The organism is Pseudomonas oryzihabitans, from assembly GCF_014522265.1.
Taxonomy (GTDB): domain Bacteria; phylum Pseudomonadota; class Gammaproteobacteria; order Pseudomonadales; family Pseudomonadaceae; genus Chryseomonas; species Chryseomonas aestiva.
Genome location: NZ_CP017024.1, coordinates 3,989,453 through 4,004,457, shown reverse-complemented (window position 1 = coordinate 4,004,457; position 15,005 = coordinate 3,989,453). Strand labels below are relative to the sequence as shown.

11 protein-coding genes and 1 pseudogene are annotated in these 15,005 nt (G+C 65.7%); 7 read left to right on the top strand and 5 right to left on the bottom strand.

What is annotated here, in order from left to right; translation table 11 throughout:
• Positions 1-68 precede the first annotated feature (68 nt).
• Complete coding sequence (gene gloB, locus BGI51_RS18555) at positions 69-848, bottom strand: hydroxyacylglutathione hydrolase (RefSeq protein WP_187979295.1); 780 nt, start codon at positions 846-848, stop codon at positions 69-71.
• An 83-nt stretch (positions 849-931) separates the two neighbouring features.
• Here gloB and BGI51_RS18550 point away from each other — a divergent pair, with 83 nt between their 5' ends.
• From BGI51_RS18550 to nudC, 5 genes are all read left to right on the top strand, one after another.
• A complete protein-coding gene (locus BGI51_RS18550) occupies positions 932-1,708 on the top strand; it encodes a methyltransferase domain-containing protein (protein ID WP_133861674.1) in 777 nt (258 codons plus the stop codon).
• On the top strand, positions 1,701-2,165 hold the full coding sequence (gene rnhA / locus BGI51_RS18545; protein ID WP_133861675.1) for a ribonuclease HI: 465 nt from the start codon (positions 1,701-1,703) through the stop codon (positions 2,163-2,165). Before BGI51_RS18550 ends, rnhA begins: the two co-directional genes overlap by 8 nt.
• A gap of 18 nt (positions 2,166-2,183) precedes the next feature.
• A complete protein-coding gene (dnaQ, locus tag BGI51_RS18540) occupies positions 2,184-2,978 on the top strand; it encodes a DNA polymerase III subunit epsilon (RefSeq protein WP_187979294.1) in 795 nt (264 codons plus the stop codon).
• 373 nt (positions 2,979-3,351) lie between these two features.
• Positions 3,352-5,031, top strand: coding sequence for a ferrous iron transporter B (locus BGI51_RS18535; RefSeq protein WP_252977123.1), 1,680 nt, complete (start codon positions 3,352-3,354; stop codon positions 5,029-5,031).
• A complete protein-coding gene (nudC, locus tag BGI51_RS18530; RefSeq protein ID WP_187979293.1) occupies positions 5,028-5,855 on the top strand; it encodes an NAD(+) diphosphatase in 828 nt (275 codons plus the stop codon). The genes BGI51_RS18535 and nudC overlap by 4 nt, the downstream gene beginning before the upstream one ends.
• Here the strand turns inward: nudC and BGI51_RS18525 are convergent.
• Together BGI51_RS18525 and pobA are read right to left on the bottom strand one after the other, a co-directional pair.
• Complete coding sequence (locus BGI51_RS18525; RefSeq protein WP_017640224.1) at positions 5,823-6,599, bottom strand: TSUP family transporter; 777 nt, start codon at positions 6,597-6,599, stop codon at positions 5,823-5,825. The genes nudC and BGI51_RS18525 overlap by 33 nt on opposite strands.
• A gap of 77 nt (positions 6,600-6,676) precedes the next feature.
• On the bottom strand, positions 6,677-7,861 hold the full coding sequence (gene pobA, locus BGI51_RS18520) for a 4-hydroxybenzoate 3-monooxygenase (protein ID WP_187979292.1): 1,185 nt from the start codon (positions 7,859-7,861) through the stop codon (positions 6,677-6,679).
• 114 nt (positions 7,862-7,975) lie between these two features.
• Between pobA and BGI51_RS18515 the strand changes: the two genes are divergently transcribed.
• Entirely contained in the window at positions 7,976-8,893 is a 918-nt protein-coding gene (locus tag BGI51_RS18515) for a helix-turn-helix domain-containing protein (protein WP_252977122.1), read from the top strand.
• On the opposite strand, the pseudogene BGI51_RS18510 reads toward BGI51_RS18515, so the two are convergent.
• A pseudogene (locus BGI51_RS18510) lies at positions 8,853-11,911 on the bottom strand (PAS domain S-box protein). The gene BGI51_RS18515 and the pseudogene BGI51_RS18510 overlap by 41 nt on opposite strands.
• Positions 11,912-11,953: 42 nt before the next feature.
• The gene (locus BGI51_RS18505; protein WP_187979291.1) at positions 11,954-13,222 is read right to left on the bottom strand and encodes a 3-phosphoshikimate 1-carboxyvinyltransferase; all 1,269 of its coding nucleotides are present in this window, start codon (positions 13,220-13,222) and stop codon (positions 11,954-11,956) included.
• 203 nt (positions 13,223-13,425) lie between these two features.
• Between BGI51_RS18505 and BGI51_RS18500 the strand changes: the two genes are divergently transcribed.
• On the top strand, positions 13,426-14,979 hold the full coding sequence (locus tag BGI51_RS18500; protein ID WP_187979290.1) for an alkaline phosphatase D family protein: 1,554 nt from the start codon (positions 13,426-13,428) through the stop codon (positions 14,977-14,979).
• The last annotated feature ends 26 nt before the right edge of the window (positions 14,980-15,005 follow it).

Here is a 15,005-nt window from a genome sequence, read left to right as displayed (position 1 = left end):
GCCTGTGACCTGTACGACGACCGCAAACCCTGGCTTACAGCGTGCTGACGGGGTCTGGGCAATAGGTGTCAGAACGTGTCCTTCCAGCCTCTCAAGGCCGCGAAATAGGTATCCTCCGGCGCATCTGCCGCCACCCCGCGCTCCTCTTGCAGACGCAGACGTACGCTGCTTTCGGCGGTACGCAGGAAGGGATTGATGCGGCGTTCGCGGCCCAGGGTGGAGGGCAGGGTGGGACGCTGGGTCTCCCGCAGCTGCTGCGTCTCGGCCAGGGCCTGCTGCACCGCGGGGTTTTCCGGTTCTACCGCCTGGGCGAAGCGCAGGTTGCTGAGGGTGTATTCGTGGCCGCAGTAGATTTCGGTGGCGTCCGGCAGGCTGGCCAGGCGTTGCAGGGAGGTCAGCATCTGGCTGGGCGTACCTTCGAAGAGCCGGCCGCAGCCGGCCGAGAAGAGGGTATCGCCGCTGAACAGCAGGGGTCGCTCACCCGCGACATGGAAGGCGATGTGGCCGGCGGTATGGCCGGGCACCCGCAGGACCTCGAAGGGAACGCCCAGCACCTCCAGGCGCTGGCCGTCCGCCAGGGGGAGGTCGACCGCGGCGATGCGTTCGTCAGCCGGCGCACTGACCCGGGCGCCGCTGCGCTGCTTGAGCGCAGTGATGCCACCGGTGTGGTCGTTATGGTGGTGGGTGATCAGGATATCGGTCAGGCGCCAGTCCGGATTGGCATCGAGCCAGGCCAGGACGGGGGCGGCATCGCCCGGATCGACCACGACCGCCTGTCTTGTCGCGGCGTCCTTGATCAGCCAGATGTAGTTATCGTTGAAAGCGGGCAGCGGAAGAATGTCGAACATGGACGAGCTCTCTGGTCGGACTGCAGGCCCCTAGGGTAGCAGTGGGTGGTAGGGCTAAGGCTTCAATATGAGAGGACCAGACGATGCACGATGAATTCTCCGCCCAGGTCGATCCGCGCTGGCTGAGGCTGATGAGCTCGGCACGGGACTGGCTGGCCGGTCCACTGGGCCAGCTGCTGCTGGAGCAGGAGCGCGTGCTGATCGACGAAGAGCTCAAGCGTCACTTCGGCAGTTACCTGATCCATTACGGTCCGCACCCCGAGGCGCCGGCCAATTGCGGTCAGCTCCGCCATGCGGTGCGCATAGGGCCGCCGCTGGGTGATGTGGACATTGTCTGCGAAGAGGGTGCCTGGCCCCTGGGCGAGCACGCGGCCGACGTGGTCCTGTTGCAGCACGGTCTGGATTTCTCCCTGGCGCCGCATCGGCTGTTGCGTGAAGCGGCACTGAGCGTGCGCCCGGGCGGGCACCTGGTGGTGGTGGGCATCAATCCCTGGAGTCTCTGGGGCGTGCGCCATTACCTGGCTCGGGATGCCCTGCGCAAGGCCCGTTGTTTCGGCCCCAGCCGGGTCGGCGACTGGCTGTCGGTGCTGGGCTTCGCGCTGGAGAAACGGCGCTTCGGGTGTTATCGTCCGCCGCTTTCATCCCCCAAGTGGCAGCAGCGGCTGGCCTGGATGGAGCAGGGTGAAGCCGAACCCAACTGCGAGCAGGCAGCGGGCGCGGGCTTCTATCTGCTGTCGGCGCGCAAGCTGATGTTCGGCCTGCGCCCCGTGCCCCAGGCGCGCAAGGAACCGCGCGGCAAGCTGGTGCCCATGCCGGTGGCCAAGATCAGCCGCCGCGAATCGAGTGAATCCAATGAGTGACGACATCGTCGAGGTCTTTACCGACGGCGCCTGCAAGGGCAATCCCGGCCCCGGTGGCTGGGGCGCCTTGCTGAAGTTCAAGGGTGCGGAGCGAGAGCTCTGGGGCGGCGAAGCCAACACCACCAACAATCGCATGGAGTTGATGGCGGCCATCCAGGCCCTGGCGGCGCTCAAGCGCCCCTGCCAGATCCGCCTGACCACCGACTCCGAGTACGTGATGAAGGGCATCACCCAGTGGCTGGTGAACTGGAAGAAGCGGGGCTGGCAGACCGCCGCGCGCCAGCCGGTGAAGAACGCCGAGTTGTGGCAGGCCCTGGACGAACAGGTTCAGCGCCACCAGGTCGAGTGGCGCTGGGTGCGCGGCCACACCGGCCACCCCGAGAACGAGCGAGCCGACCAGTTGGCCAACCGCGGTGTCGACGACGTCCGGCAGGCCAAGCAGGCCGCCAAGGCGTAACCAGGCAAGAGGTTAGCGATGAGATACGTAGTTCTGGATACCGAAACCACCGGCATGCCGGTGACCGATGGCCATAGGGTCATCGAGATCGGCGGGGTCGAGGTCGTCGGCCGGCGCCTGACCGGGCGGCATTTCCATGTCTACCTCAACCCGGATCGGCAGATCGACGAGGGCGCCATCGCGGTCCACGGCATCACCGATGATTACGTCGCCGACAAGCCGCGCTTCGCCGAGATCGCCGACAGCTTCTTCGAGTTCATCGAAGGTGCCGAGCTGGTCATCCACAACGCGCCCTTCGACGTGGGCTTCATCAACATGGAGTTCGCCCGGCTGGGTGTCCATCCCGAGCGCGCCGACATCTCCCAGCACTGCTCGGTGCTCGACACCCTGGTCATGGCCCGCGGCCGGCATCCCGGCCAGCGCAACAGCCTGGATGCCCTCTGCAAGCGCTATGGCGTAGACAACTCCAACCGCGAGCTGCATGGCGCCCTGCTGGACGCCGAGATCCTCGCGGACGTCTACCTGGCCATGACCGGTGGCCAGACCAGCCTGTCGCTGGCCGCCCACGGCCAGGAAGGCAATGGTGACGGCAATTACGTCATGCCGATCAGGCGGTTGCCGGCCGATCGCCCGCGGACCCGGGTGATCAGCGCGACCAGCACCGATCTCGATGCCCATGCGGCGCGCATGGCGGCCATCGAAAAGAGCTGCGGCCGGCCCCCCTTTGGCTGGCCGGCGCCGACGCCGAATAGCGCCTTTCAACGCTCGCCAGACGCCCGCTCGGTCCGGGAACGGGCGTTCGCGTTCGTCTGAATAAGCTGAAAGACCTCACAATTTTCAGCTATTGTTCAACTAAGATGCTGCAGGCTGGTCATTTGAGCCCGCATGAAGCCTCGAATTTCGAATTGCGCGGAACTTTATTTGTTCCTCAAAATCATATGACGATTCGGAATTATCGCTTCGCTGTTGTGGATTTACAGGTCTAGCGTTCCAGAGCAAGGTTCTTTGGCGTGGCGAGTAGTCCCATACCCGTCCGCCTGGAATGATTAGTGTGACCCGGTCAGGAAGACGCAGGTACCTAGGCTCCAGTTGGAATAGCAAGCCTTTTTTCCCGTTTTAAAATGGCGTTGGCGAGGTTGTAATGGCGCAGGAGGCGTAAGGCACCATGGTGACCGGAGCAAGAGCTTTGAGCTTGGTCCGCGAACAGCTGTTCGCGACCATCGAGGAAGCTGAATCCCATCTCGAGCGATTCATCGTCGAGCGGCACTGCAGCAGCCTGTTGCAGCGCGCGGTCGAGAGCATCGGCCAGATTCGTGGCGCCCTCACGCTGATAGAGCTGACTGGTGCCCAGTTGCTCGCCCATCAGACGCTGCAGATCGCCAACGACATTCCTGCCGGCGCCGGTGCCGAACATGACGAGCACCTCATGGCGATCTGCCGTGGACTGCATGTGCTGCGCCGCTATCTCGAACAACTGCGTAGCGGTCAGGACGAGATGCCTGAACTGCTGCTGCCGGCGATCAACGCCCTGCGACTCGCTGGCGGCGAACCCGAACTCCCGGAAAGCTATTTCTTCAGTGTCCGCCTCGATCAGCGTCCCCTGATCAGCGAGACCACCAGTCTTGGCGTGCGTGAGCGTCAGGCCCAGGCGCGCCGGATGCGTCAGATGTACCAGGTCGGCCTGCTGGGTTTCCTGCGCGACGTCAATGGCGTGGCCAGCCTCAGGCTCATGGCCAGGGCGCTGGAGCGCTCCGCGGCGCTGCTGCACGATCATGTCGGCGGCTACCTGCCCTGGGTCGCCGCGGCCACGGTCGAGGGCTTCGCTCAGGGCCGCCTGACGGCCACCCGTGAACGCAAACAATTGTTCGCCCGGGTCGATCGCGAACTGCGCCAGATGCTGGGCAACGAGCTGCACGAGCCGGCCCGCAGCACCCTCAAGGAGCTGCTCTATCTGCTGGCGCTGGCCGGTGTCGAAGGCGCCCATCCGCAAGAGGTCATGAACGCCTACGGCTTCGAGCGACTCGGCTTTACCGATGCCCAGCTCGAAGCCGGCAAGAAGCGGCTCGCCGGTCCCGGTCATGCGGTGATGCATTCGCTGTCCGCGGCGATCCGCGAAGAGGTGGAGACGGTCAAGGACCTGATCGACCTCATCGAGGCCGAGTTGCGCACCGGCGCCGAGCAGAATCGCCTGCCTCGCTCCGATAATTTCTCCCGGCTGTATGTCCAGGTCGGCCTGCTGGGCAAGACCCTGGAGATGGTCGGGCAGGAGAACGCCGGTCAGGTGCTGCAGCAGTGCCTGCCCAATATCTCCCAGTTCCGCGACCGGACGGTCGTGCTGGAGGACCTGGCGCCCCTGGCCGATGCTCTGTTGCTGGTGGAAAGCCTGCTGGGCCAGCCCGAAGGGCAGGGCTCGCTGATCGACGTGCCGCTGGAAGCCGAGGGTGTCCAGGTCAGCGTCGCCAACTATCAGCTGGGCGAGGCCCAGGCGTTGCTGCACCGGGAGGCCTACAAGGGCCTGACCGACGCCAAGCGCGCCATTGGCGCCTTTCTCGATTCCCGTGGCGATACCCTGCACCTGGCCACCGTGCCGGCGCTGCTGGATACCGTCCGCGGTGCCTTGTTCTTCCTGGGTAATCCCCGCGCGGCCGAGCTGGTGCGGGCCTGTACCGGTTACATCCAGCGCTGCCTGATCGAAGGTGGTCAGGCCTGCGAGTCGGCGACCCTCGAAGTGCTGGCGGATGCCCTCAGCAGCATCGAGTTCTTTGTCGAAAGCGGTGGCACCGAGAGCCAGGACGGCACCCCGGAGATTCTCGATATCGCGGCGCAGAGCATTCGCGCCCTGGGCTGGACCTCGGCTGCGGCATGAGTGTCTGGCAGCCTGGCTGGTTCCAGACCGCCCAGCCCTCCGGTGGCTGGCTGGTCGTCCACAGCGGCCAGGCGTTTCTGACCTCGGGCACCGAGGTGCTCTTCGCCCTGGATGATCCGCGCGTCCAGGGCTTCGAAGGGGAGCGCCATGGGATGGGGCAGTGGCAGGCGCAGCCGGTCACGCTGCTCGAACTGGATACGCCTGAGGATATCGATGGCTGCCTCTGGCAGCCCTTGCGGCCGTTGATGCTGCAATCGCCCCATGCGCTGTTCAAGTTGCTGGGCTATGCCAACCAGATCGGAACCTGGGCGCGGCAGCATCGCTTCTGCGGCCAGTGCGGTACCCGGACCTTCGCGCTCGATGGCCAGCGCGGCCTCAAGTGCCCGAATTGCCAGCTCACCCAGTACCCACGGCTGTCGCCCAGCATGATCGCCCTGGTCACCCGTGGCGATGAGGTGTTGCTGGCGCGATCGCCCCGTTTCGCGCCCGGCGTCTTCAGCACCCTGGCGGGCTTCGTCGAGCCGGGCGAGTCGGCGGAAGCTTGCGTGCACCGGGAGATCATGGAAGAGGTGGGCGTTGCGGTCACCAACCTGCGCTACCAGGGCAGCCAGAACTGGCCGTATCCGCATTCCCTGATGCTGGGTTACCACGTCGATTATCTGAGTGGCGACATCTGTTGCCAGCCGGAGGAAATCGAAGACGCCCGCTGGTTCCATCTGCGCGAGTTGCCGACGCTGCCGCCGGCCTTTTCCATCTCGCGCTTTCTGATCGATCGCTATCGCGTCGAGCGGCTAGGCGGCGCTGAACCAGTGCTGCCAGATTAGCTTGACGGTCAAGGCCAGCACGACGCAGATGAACACCGGGCGGATGAACTTGGCGCCGCCGGCGATGGCGCTGCGCGCGCCCAGATAGGCACCCAGGGTCAGTGACAGGCCCATGGTCAGCCCCAGTACCCAGAGCACCTGCCCCAGGGCGATGAACATCACCAGGGCGACGCCGTTGCTGACGAAATTCATGGTGCGGGCCACGCCACTGGCCTTGAGCAGGTCCAGCGGGTAGAGCAGCAGGCTGCTGACGGTCCAGAAGGCGCCGGTGCCCGGTCCGAAGAGGCCGTCATAGGCGCCCAACGTCAGGCCCTGGGGCCATTGGCGCCGCTGCGGCACGGGCGCATCGCTGAGCACCGGCGCCTTGGGCGTACCGCCGAACAGCAGATAGAGGGCACAGCTGAACACCACGACCGGCAGCAGCTGATTGAGGAAGTCCGCGGAAAGATGGTGGGCGACCAGGGCGCCGATCCCCGCACCGATGGCGGTAGCCACCAGGGCATGCCGCCACTGACGGGGATGGAACAGCTTGCGTCTATAGAAGGTGTAGGCGGCGGTGGCGCTGCCAAAGGTGGAGCTGAGCTTGTTGGTGCCGATCGCCAGGTGGGGCGGCACGCCGGCCATCAGCAGGGCCGGCACCGTGAGCAGGCCACCACCGCCGGCGATGGCGTCGATGTAGCCGGCCAGAAAGGCGACCCCCGCCAGCAGCGTCAGGGTCATGGGGTCCAGGGCGAATTCGAGCATGGGGTAGGGCGCCAGATGGAACGGGGGCGCCATCATGCATCAGACGCGCAGCCGTCACCACCTGTCGCCGCCCCTGGTCAGTCCAGTGCGGGGAAGGGCAGTCCGACGTAGTTTTCCGCGATGGTCGTGCGACCCGCTCTGGAATCGAGCAGCGCCTGGAGTTCGGCGTCCTGCACCCGCTGGGTGAAGGCGTCGGTATCCGGAAAGCGGTGCAGGGCGGTGGTCATCCACCAGGAAAAGCGCACCGCCGCCCAGATGCGTTTCAGGCAAAGCGTCGAATAGCGTTCGAGGCAGGCGGCATCGCCGGTGCGATAGGCCTGCTCCAGCAGCAGATGCAGATTGCGCACGTCGCCCAGGGCCAGGTTGAGCCCCTTGGCGCCAGTGGGCGGGACGATATGGGCGGCATCGCCGACCAGGAACAGGCGGCCGTACTGCATGGGCTCGACCACATAGCTGCGCAGTGGGGCGATGCTCTTTTCCAGGGACGGACCGGTCACCAGCTGGGCCGCCGTCTCGGCTGGCAAGCGGGCCTTGAGTTCCGCCCAGAAGCGCTCGTCCGGCCAGTTCTCCACCGAGTCCCCGGCTGCCACCTGCAGGTAATAGCGGCTGCGGGTTGCCGATCTCATGCTGCACAGGGCGAAGCCGCGGGGGTGGTTGACGTAGATGAGTTCATCGGCGGCGGGCGGGGTATCGCTCAGCAGTCCCAGCCAGCCGAAGGGATAGACCCGCTCGTATTCGGTGAGCACACCGTCCGGGATGCTGCGGCGCGAGATGCCATGGAAGCCGTCGCAGCCGGCGATGTAATCGCAGTCGATGCGCAGGGGCTCACCGGCAACCTGGCAGGTGACATGGGGGCACTCGCCCTTGAGCTCATGGGGCTGGACATCGCTGGCCTGGTAGAGGGTAGGGGCGCCGCTGGCCTCGCGGGCGGCCATCAGGTCGCGGGTCACCTCGGTCTGGCCATAGACAGTGACGCAGCGTCCGCCCAGCAGATCGTTCAGGTCCAGCCGCTCGCGCTGGCCATGGATGGCGAACTCGACCCCCTCGTGTACCTGGCCTTCCTGTTCCAGCCGCTCGGCGACGCCGGCCTTGTGCAGCAGATCGACCGTGCCCTGTTCGAGCACGCCGGCGCGGATGCGGCTGAGGACATGATCGGCGCTCTGGCGCTCGACGATGACATTGTCGATGCCCGAACGGGTGAGCAGTTGACCCAGCAGCAGCCCGGATGGGCCCGCGCCGATGATGACGACTTGGGTACGCATGGAGTCTGTCCTCTTGTCTGGCGTGATCGCCGTCTTGTTATAGGGCTCCGGTATTTTTGGACGATTTTGGCTGGTTTCGGCAGGGACCTTTCCGATACTTTCTGGTACTTTTCAATGATTCGTGCGGCTATCGCCCAGGGACTGACGATGACCAACGCCTTTCCACCCATCTTCAAGCTGTATGGCGAGGCTCAGGCCTGGCCGGCACCGGATCTGCTGCATTGCGAGACCATCGAGAGTCGCAGTCGGCTGCATGCCTGGCATATCGACACCCATCGCCACGCGGATCTCGCGCAACTGCTCTATGTGCGCACCGGTGGGGTGCGCCTGCAGCTGGAAGACTGGCAGGGGGAAAGGCGCGGACCGCTGCTGGTGGTGCTGCCGGTGCTGTGCGTCCATGCCTTCGACTTCGATCCGGCGGTCGAAGGCTTCGTCATTACCCTGCCGGTACCCCAGGTGGAGCGGCTGAAGCAGCGCTGCCAGCGAGCCGGTCAGGGATTGTTCCTGGGGGCCGAGTGCCTGGACCTGGCAGCGCCCGATGCCCTCTGGATCGATCAGTTGATCGGCCAACTGGTCGCTGAATACGAAGGGCACAAGCCGGGTCGCGAGATAGTGCTCGAGGCCCTGCTCGACAGCCTGGCGATCTGGCTGCTGCGGCAACATCGCCATGAGCAGGGCACGGCCTTGCCGCGGCGTGCCGAACAGCACCTGGGACGTTTCCTGGCGCTGGTCGAGCAGCATTATCGCGAGCACTGGAGTCTGGGTCGCTACGCGACGGCGCTCGGTATTTCAGGGGTACACCTGAACGGTCTGTGTCGGCAGCTGGCCGGTGCCTCGGCGCTAGCCATCGTGCACCAGCGGCTGCTGCTGGAGGCACGCCGCACCCTGAGCTACACCCAGGCGTCGGTGGGCGAGATCGCCGATGCCCTCGGCTTCGCTGATCCGGCCTACTTCGCGCGCTTCTTTCGCCGCGGCACCGGCCAGAGCCCGCTCAGTTATCGGCGTCTGGCGGGCCAGCAACGGCAGGGCTGACGGCTGCCAGGGTTTCGCCGACCCGCGCAGCCAGGGCGTCGAGGTTGAAGGGCTTGGTGATCAGCGTCATGCCGGGGTCGAGATAGCCGTCCAGATGCGCGCCCTCGGCATAGCCGGTGGCGAACAGTACCTTGAGACCAGGCCGGCGCTGCCGCGCGATCTCGGCCAGCTGGCGACCGTTCATGCCGGGTAGCCCGACGTCGGACAGCAGCAGATCGATCGGACGTCCGCTTTCCAGCAATGGCAGGGCGCCACGGGCGTCTTCGGCCTGCAGGGTGGCATAGCCCAGCTCCCGCAGCAGATCCACCACCATCTGCCGGACCACGGGTTCGTCCTCCACCACCAGCACGGTCTTGCCCGCGCCCTGGGGCGTGACGGTGGGCGACGTCAGCCGCGGCGGCTCGACATCGGCGCCCAGGTAGCGGGGCAGATAGAGGCCGACGGTCGTACCTTTGCCGGGCAGGGAGTCGAGTCGGACATGGCCCTTGGACTGTTTGGCGTAGCCGTAGATCATCGACAGCCCCAGGCCGGTCCCCTGCCCGATGGGCTTGGTGGTGAAGAAGGGGTCGAAGGCGCGGGCCATGACCTCGGGCGGCATCCCGGTACCATCGTCCACTACCAGCAGCGCCACATAGTCGCCGGCACTCACGGCGTCCAGGCCGTTGCCGCTGTCGGTCAGATAGACATTGCGGGTCTCGATGCGGATGGTGCCACCATGGGGCAGGGCATCGCGGGCATTGATGACCAGGTTGAGCAGGGCGCTCTCCAGCTGGTGGGCATCGGTCAGTGCCTGCCAGACATCCTTGTCGAGGTCGAGGACCAGCGCGATGTCGCCGCGCAGACTGCGCAGCAGCAGCTCCTCCATGGAGCGCACACTGTCGTTGACATGGATGGGCTGCAGATCCAGCGCCTGGCGCCGGGAAAAGGCCAGCAGACGCTGGGTGAGGGCGGCCGCGCGCTGGGCCGAGGTCAGCGCCGAATGCAGATACTGGTCGAACTTGTCCTGCCGGCCGGCCTTCTGTTGCCGCTGCAGCATGTCGAGGCTGCCCATGATGCCGGTCAGCAGGTTGTTGAAGTCATGGGCGATACCCCGGTCAGCTGACCCACAGCTTCCATCTTCTGCGCCTGGCGCAGCTGTTCCTGCAGCTCCTGCTGCTCGGTGACGTCACGCCCCACGGCGTAGATGAGATCGTCCTCGGCGCTGGCGGTCCAGTCGAGGATGCGATAGCTGCCATCGCGGGCACGCACCCGCGCCCTGAGATTCGCCGAGCCCTGCTGGCGGCCCAGGCAGCGTAGCGTATCGAAGACCTGGCGCTGATCGTCCGGATGGATCAATTCGGTGAGCTGGACGGTCGCCAGGTCGGTTTCGCGTCGTCCCAGCAGGCGAGTGGCGGCGCTGTTCACCGTCTTCACCTCGCCGTCGGCGCGGCAGATCACCATGAGATCATGGCTGATACGCCACATCCGATCCCGCTCGCGGGTGCGCAGCTCGATCTGCTGTTCCAGTTCCTGGCGCGAGCGGGTGAGCACTTCCCGGGCGTCGACAATGCTCTGGATGTCGGTGCAGGTGCCGAACCACTGCTCGATGCGCCCCTTGGCGTCACGCACCGGCTGCGCTCGACCGAGCACCCAGCGATAACGGCCCGAACGATGTCGCAGGCGGTATTCGATATGGTAGGGCTCACCGGTGCTGAGGCTGTGGTGCCAGACCTTCCAGGTGCGCTCCTGGTCGTCGGGATGGAAGACGTTGGCCCAGCCTTCGCCCTCCGTGGAGCCTTCCGGCACCCCGGTGAATTCGTACCAGCGATCGTTGAAATAGAAGTGGTGGCCATCGGGGCGGGTGGCCCAGACCATCTGGTCGATGGAGTTGATGATGGCGCGCAGCTGCGCCTCGTTACGGGCCAGCTCCTGGGCCTGGCGCCGGTGACCACTGATGTCGATGAAGAGTACCGCGAAGCGATCGCCCGGCAGCTTGTGGGCGCGCACCTCGTACCAGTATTCGTGCTGCAGGTGCAGCAGGATGTCGAACTGGGTGAATTCGGCATCGCCGTTCATGAAGTCGATATAGGCGGGCAGCAGATCGGCTTCCAGCTGCGGCAGGGATTCGCGCAGCGTCCGCCCCAGGACCTGATCCAGGGGGATGCCGGTCAGGGTGGCGAAGACCGGATTGACCTCAAGGAAACGGAAGTCCTCCATCCGGCCACTGGCATCGCGGATCGCCTGGGCCATGTAGAAGCCTTCGCGCATGCCGTGATACAGCTCCTGCAGCCAGAGATCGCGCTCGGTGATGGCGGCTTCGTTGAGCTTGCGCTCGGTGATGTCGTAGCACACGCCCAGGTAGCGGCCATTGCCCTGGCTGGTCATCAGCTGGCCGCGGCGACCGAGCCAGCGCTCCTCGCCGGTGTCGGCCCGGCGGATGCGGTATTCGAGATAGTCGAGGGCGTCGTCGTCCGGCGCGGCAGTCAGGGTTCGCAGGCTGGCGACATCGTCGGGATGCAGCTGGCGGACCAGCTCATCGAGGGAATAGCTGCGGCTGACCGGTAATCCCCACAGCTCGCAGAACCCCGAGGACACCAGCAAGCGGGCCTCTCCGGGCAGCAATTCGAAGGTGCCGACGCGACCGACGTCCTGGGCCAGGCGTACCCGCTCCTCGGCCATCAGCTGTTCGGTGCGGTCCTGCAGCACATGCACGAAGCCGAGTACGGTATCGGCGTCCTTCAGGGCCGTGGTGGCGATCTCCACCCAGCGCGGCGTACCGCCCTCTACCGTGATCCAGCCGGCGCCCTGGCCATGTTCATCGACCAGCGCCCGATGCTGGGCCGTGGTCAGGAACGAGATATCCCGATCGGGCGCCAGCAGGTCAGCGAAGCGCTGACCGCGGGCTTCGCTGGCTGGCCAGCCACACAGCAGTTCGGCGCCCCGATTCCAGCGCTCGATGCACCCGTGGTGGTCGGTGATGACCAGGGCGTGGGACGTCAACTGCAGAAGCGCCTGCTGTTCGAGCAGCGAGATCGACATGCGTAGATTCCATTCAGCGAGCGGGCGTGTGGCTAGCGATTCCTAGGCTTCGATACCCTCGCTCAGCTGGACGTTCAAACTGCGCAGGGCATTCCAGTACTCAGGATAGGTCTTGCCGACGCATTCGGGGTCCAGAATGCGGATACCCGCCACTTTCAGGCCCGCCAGGGCGAAGCACATGGCGATCCGGTGGTCGGCGTGGGTCTCGATCACGGCATCGGTCCGGGTACCGGCCAGGGCCGGGTCCGCGGCTACCAGCAGGTCGTCACCCTCGACGCGGGCAAGGCCGGTGCGAATGGCGTTGAGGCCGTCGTGCAGCGCCGCGACCCGGTCGCATTCCTTGACCCGCAGGTTGGCCAGGCCGACGAATCGCACCGGCGTCTCGTTGAAGGCGGCAAGAACGGCGAGGGTAGGGATGGCATCCTGCATCTGCGAGCCGTCGATGACCGCCGGCAGCCGCGGGAAGGCGGCGATATGGTCGCGGGCCTTGGCATCGGGCTGGGTGAAGGCGTCGTCGGCCACACCCAGATCGATGGCGCCGCCGGTCAGGGCCTGGGCCGCCCAGAGATAGGTGGCGGCGGAAGCGTCCGGCTCGATGAAGTAGTCCCGGGCGACATAGCCGGTCGGGGCGACGCGCCAGGTGGCGGCGTCCAGCTGCTCGACCTGGGCCCCGAAGGTGCGCATCGCCTCGACGGTCAGGTCGACATAACCACGGGCGCCGATGTCGCTGCCGCGCAGGGCGACGTCCACCGGTTCGCTGCCCAGCGCGGCCAGCATCAGCAGGGCGGAGACGTACTGGCTGGAGAGACCGGCATCCACCTCGAAGCGGCGAGCGGTGAGGCGGCCCTGGCCGGTGACGGTCACTGGCGGGCAGCCGCTAGGGGCGTCCACCTGGATGCCATTGGCCTTCAGGGTTTCCAGCAGGGGACCGATGGGGCGCTTTTGCATATAGGCGTCGCCGGTCAGGGTCACGGCGCCCGCGACGGTTGCCACCGCCGCGGTGAGAAAGCGTACCGCCGTGCCGGCGTTGCCGAGGAACAGTGGCTGGGCCGGCTGCTGCAGGCGACCGGAGCTGGTCACCACGAAGGTAGTGGCATCGGGCTCATCGACGGTGACACCCATCTGCCGCAGGGCCTCGGACATGTGCCGGGTGTCATCGCTCTTGAGGGCGCCGGTCAGGCGACTGGTGCCCTTGGCCAGCGCGGCCAGGAGCAGCGCCCGATTGGTGATGGACTTGGAACCGGGCGGGGCGATCCGTCCGTGCAGCGCGACGTTGGGCGGGGTGACGGTGATAAAGGGTCTGGCGGACATGGGGGCTCCAAGCAACTTCGCGACGGCCGTGACGGCGGTTCGTAACAGGGGCGCCATGATGCCATTTCGGGGAGCCAGGCCAAAGCGCCTGTTGGTTAATACCACCCCTATAGGGCAGGAAGGGTTTATCTGGTACCTCTGATGTCATGAACAAGTAATCAAGGCGGGGTAGTGCTAGCGGTTTTCCAGCAGAGGCCAATGCCATGTCCCTTCTTCGTCCTGATCGTCGTCGTGTCCTGCAAGGCCTGGGTGCTTCGCTTCTGTTACCGGCCCTGGGGCAAAGGACCTGGGCCGCGCCGGCCGGACGTCCAGCAATACCCGACGGTATCCAGGCCGGGGATGTCACTGACGGCCGCGCATTGATCTGGAGTCGCACGGACCGGCCCGCCCGGTTGCTGGTGGAGTGGGATACCCAGGAGAGCTTTCGCTCGCCGCGCAAGGTGGCCGGTGCCGTCACCACGGCCGCGCAGGACTATACGGCGCGTATCGACCTCGCCGGATTGCCGGCCGATCAGCACATCTTCTACCGTGTCCGCTTCGAGGACGTGGACAGTGGTGCCCTCAGCGAAGCTGTCGCCGGTCACCTGCGCTCGGCACCGAGTCAGCGTGGCGGTATCCGTTTCGTCTGGGGCGGCGACACCGTGGGGCAGGGCTTTGGCATCAATCCCGATATCGGCGGCATGCGCATCTACAACGCCATGCGCGAGCGGCGACCGGACTTCTTCCTGCACAGTGGCGACACCATCTATGCGGACGGGCCGGTGCCGGCGCAAATGACGGTGGAAGAAGGGCGCATCTGGCGCAATATCACCACCGAGGCCAAGAGCAAGGTGGCGGAAACCCTGGACGAATTCCGCGGCAACTATCTCTACAACCTGATGGACGACCATCTGAAGCGCTTCAACGCCGAAGTCCCGCAGGTATGGCAGTGGGACGACCACGAGACCACCAATAACTGGTCGCCGAGCAAGACGTTGGACGAGCGCTACCAGGTCAAGGACATCGCTGTCCTGAGTGGTCGGGCGCGCCAGGCTTTCCTGGAGTATGCGCCCATGCGTGGCGTCTCGGCAGACGGGGCAGGGCGCATCTACCGCCGCATCGCCTACGGCCCCTTGCTGGATGTCTTCGTGCTGGACATGCGCAGCTATCGTGCCGGCAATGACAGCAACCTGGGTGACGAGGAGGGCGGTCAGGGTGCCTTCCTCGGTCAGGAGCAACTCGACTGGCTGAAGAAGGAGCTGCAGGCGTCCAGGGCGACCTGGAAGGTCATCGCGGCCGATATGCCCATCGGGCTGCAGGTCCCGGATGGCAAGGACGCACAAGGGCAGGCCCGCTGGGAGGCTATCGCTAATGGCGATCCGGGCGCCCCCAAAGGACGGGAGCTGGAAACGGCCGATCTGCTGAGCTTCATCGCGAGGCAGGGGATTCGCAATACCGTCTGGCTTACCGCTGATGTGCACTACTGCGCCGCGCATCACTATCACCCGGACAGGGCGGCGTTCCAGGATTTCGAACCCTTCTGGGAATTCGTGGCAGGCCCGCTCAATGCAGGCAGCTTCGGGCCCAATCCACTGGATGCCACCTTTGGTCCCGAGGTGGTGTTCCAGAAGGCGCCACCCCAGGCCAACACCTCGCCGCTGAGTAACTTCCAATTCTTCGGCGAGGTCGAGATCGACGGGAAGACCGCCGAGCTGCAGGTCACCCTGAGAGATCAGGACGGCCATCCGCAGTTCAGCCAGAAGTTGCAGTCGGTCTAGATCAATACCACCCCTGCATAGATGCT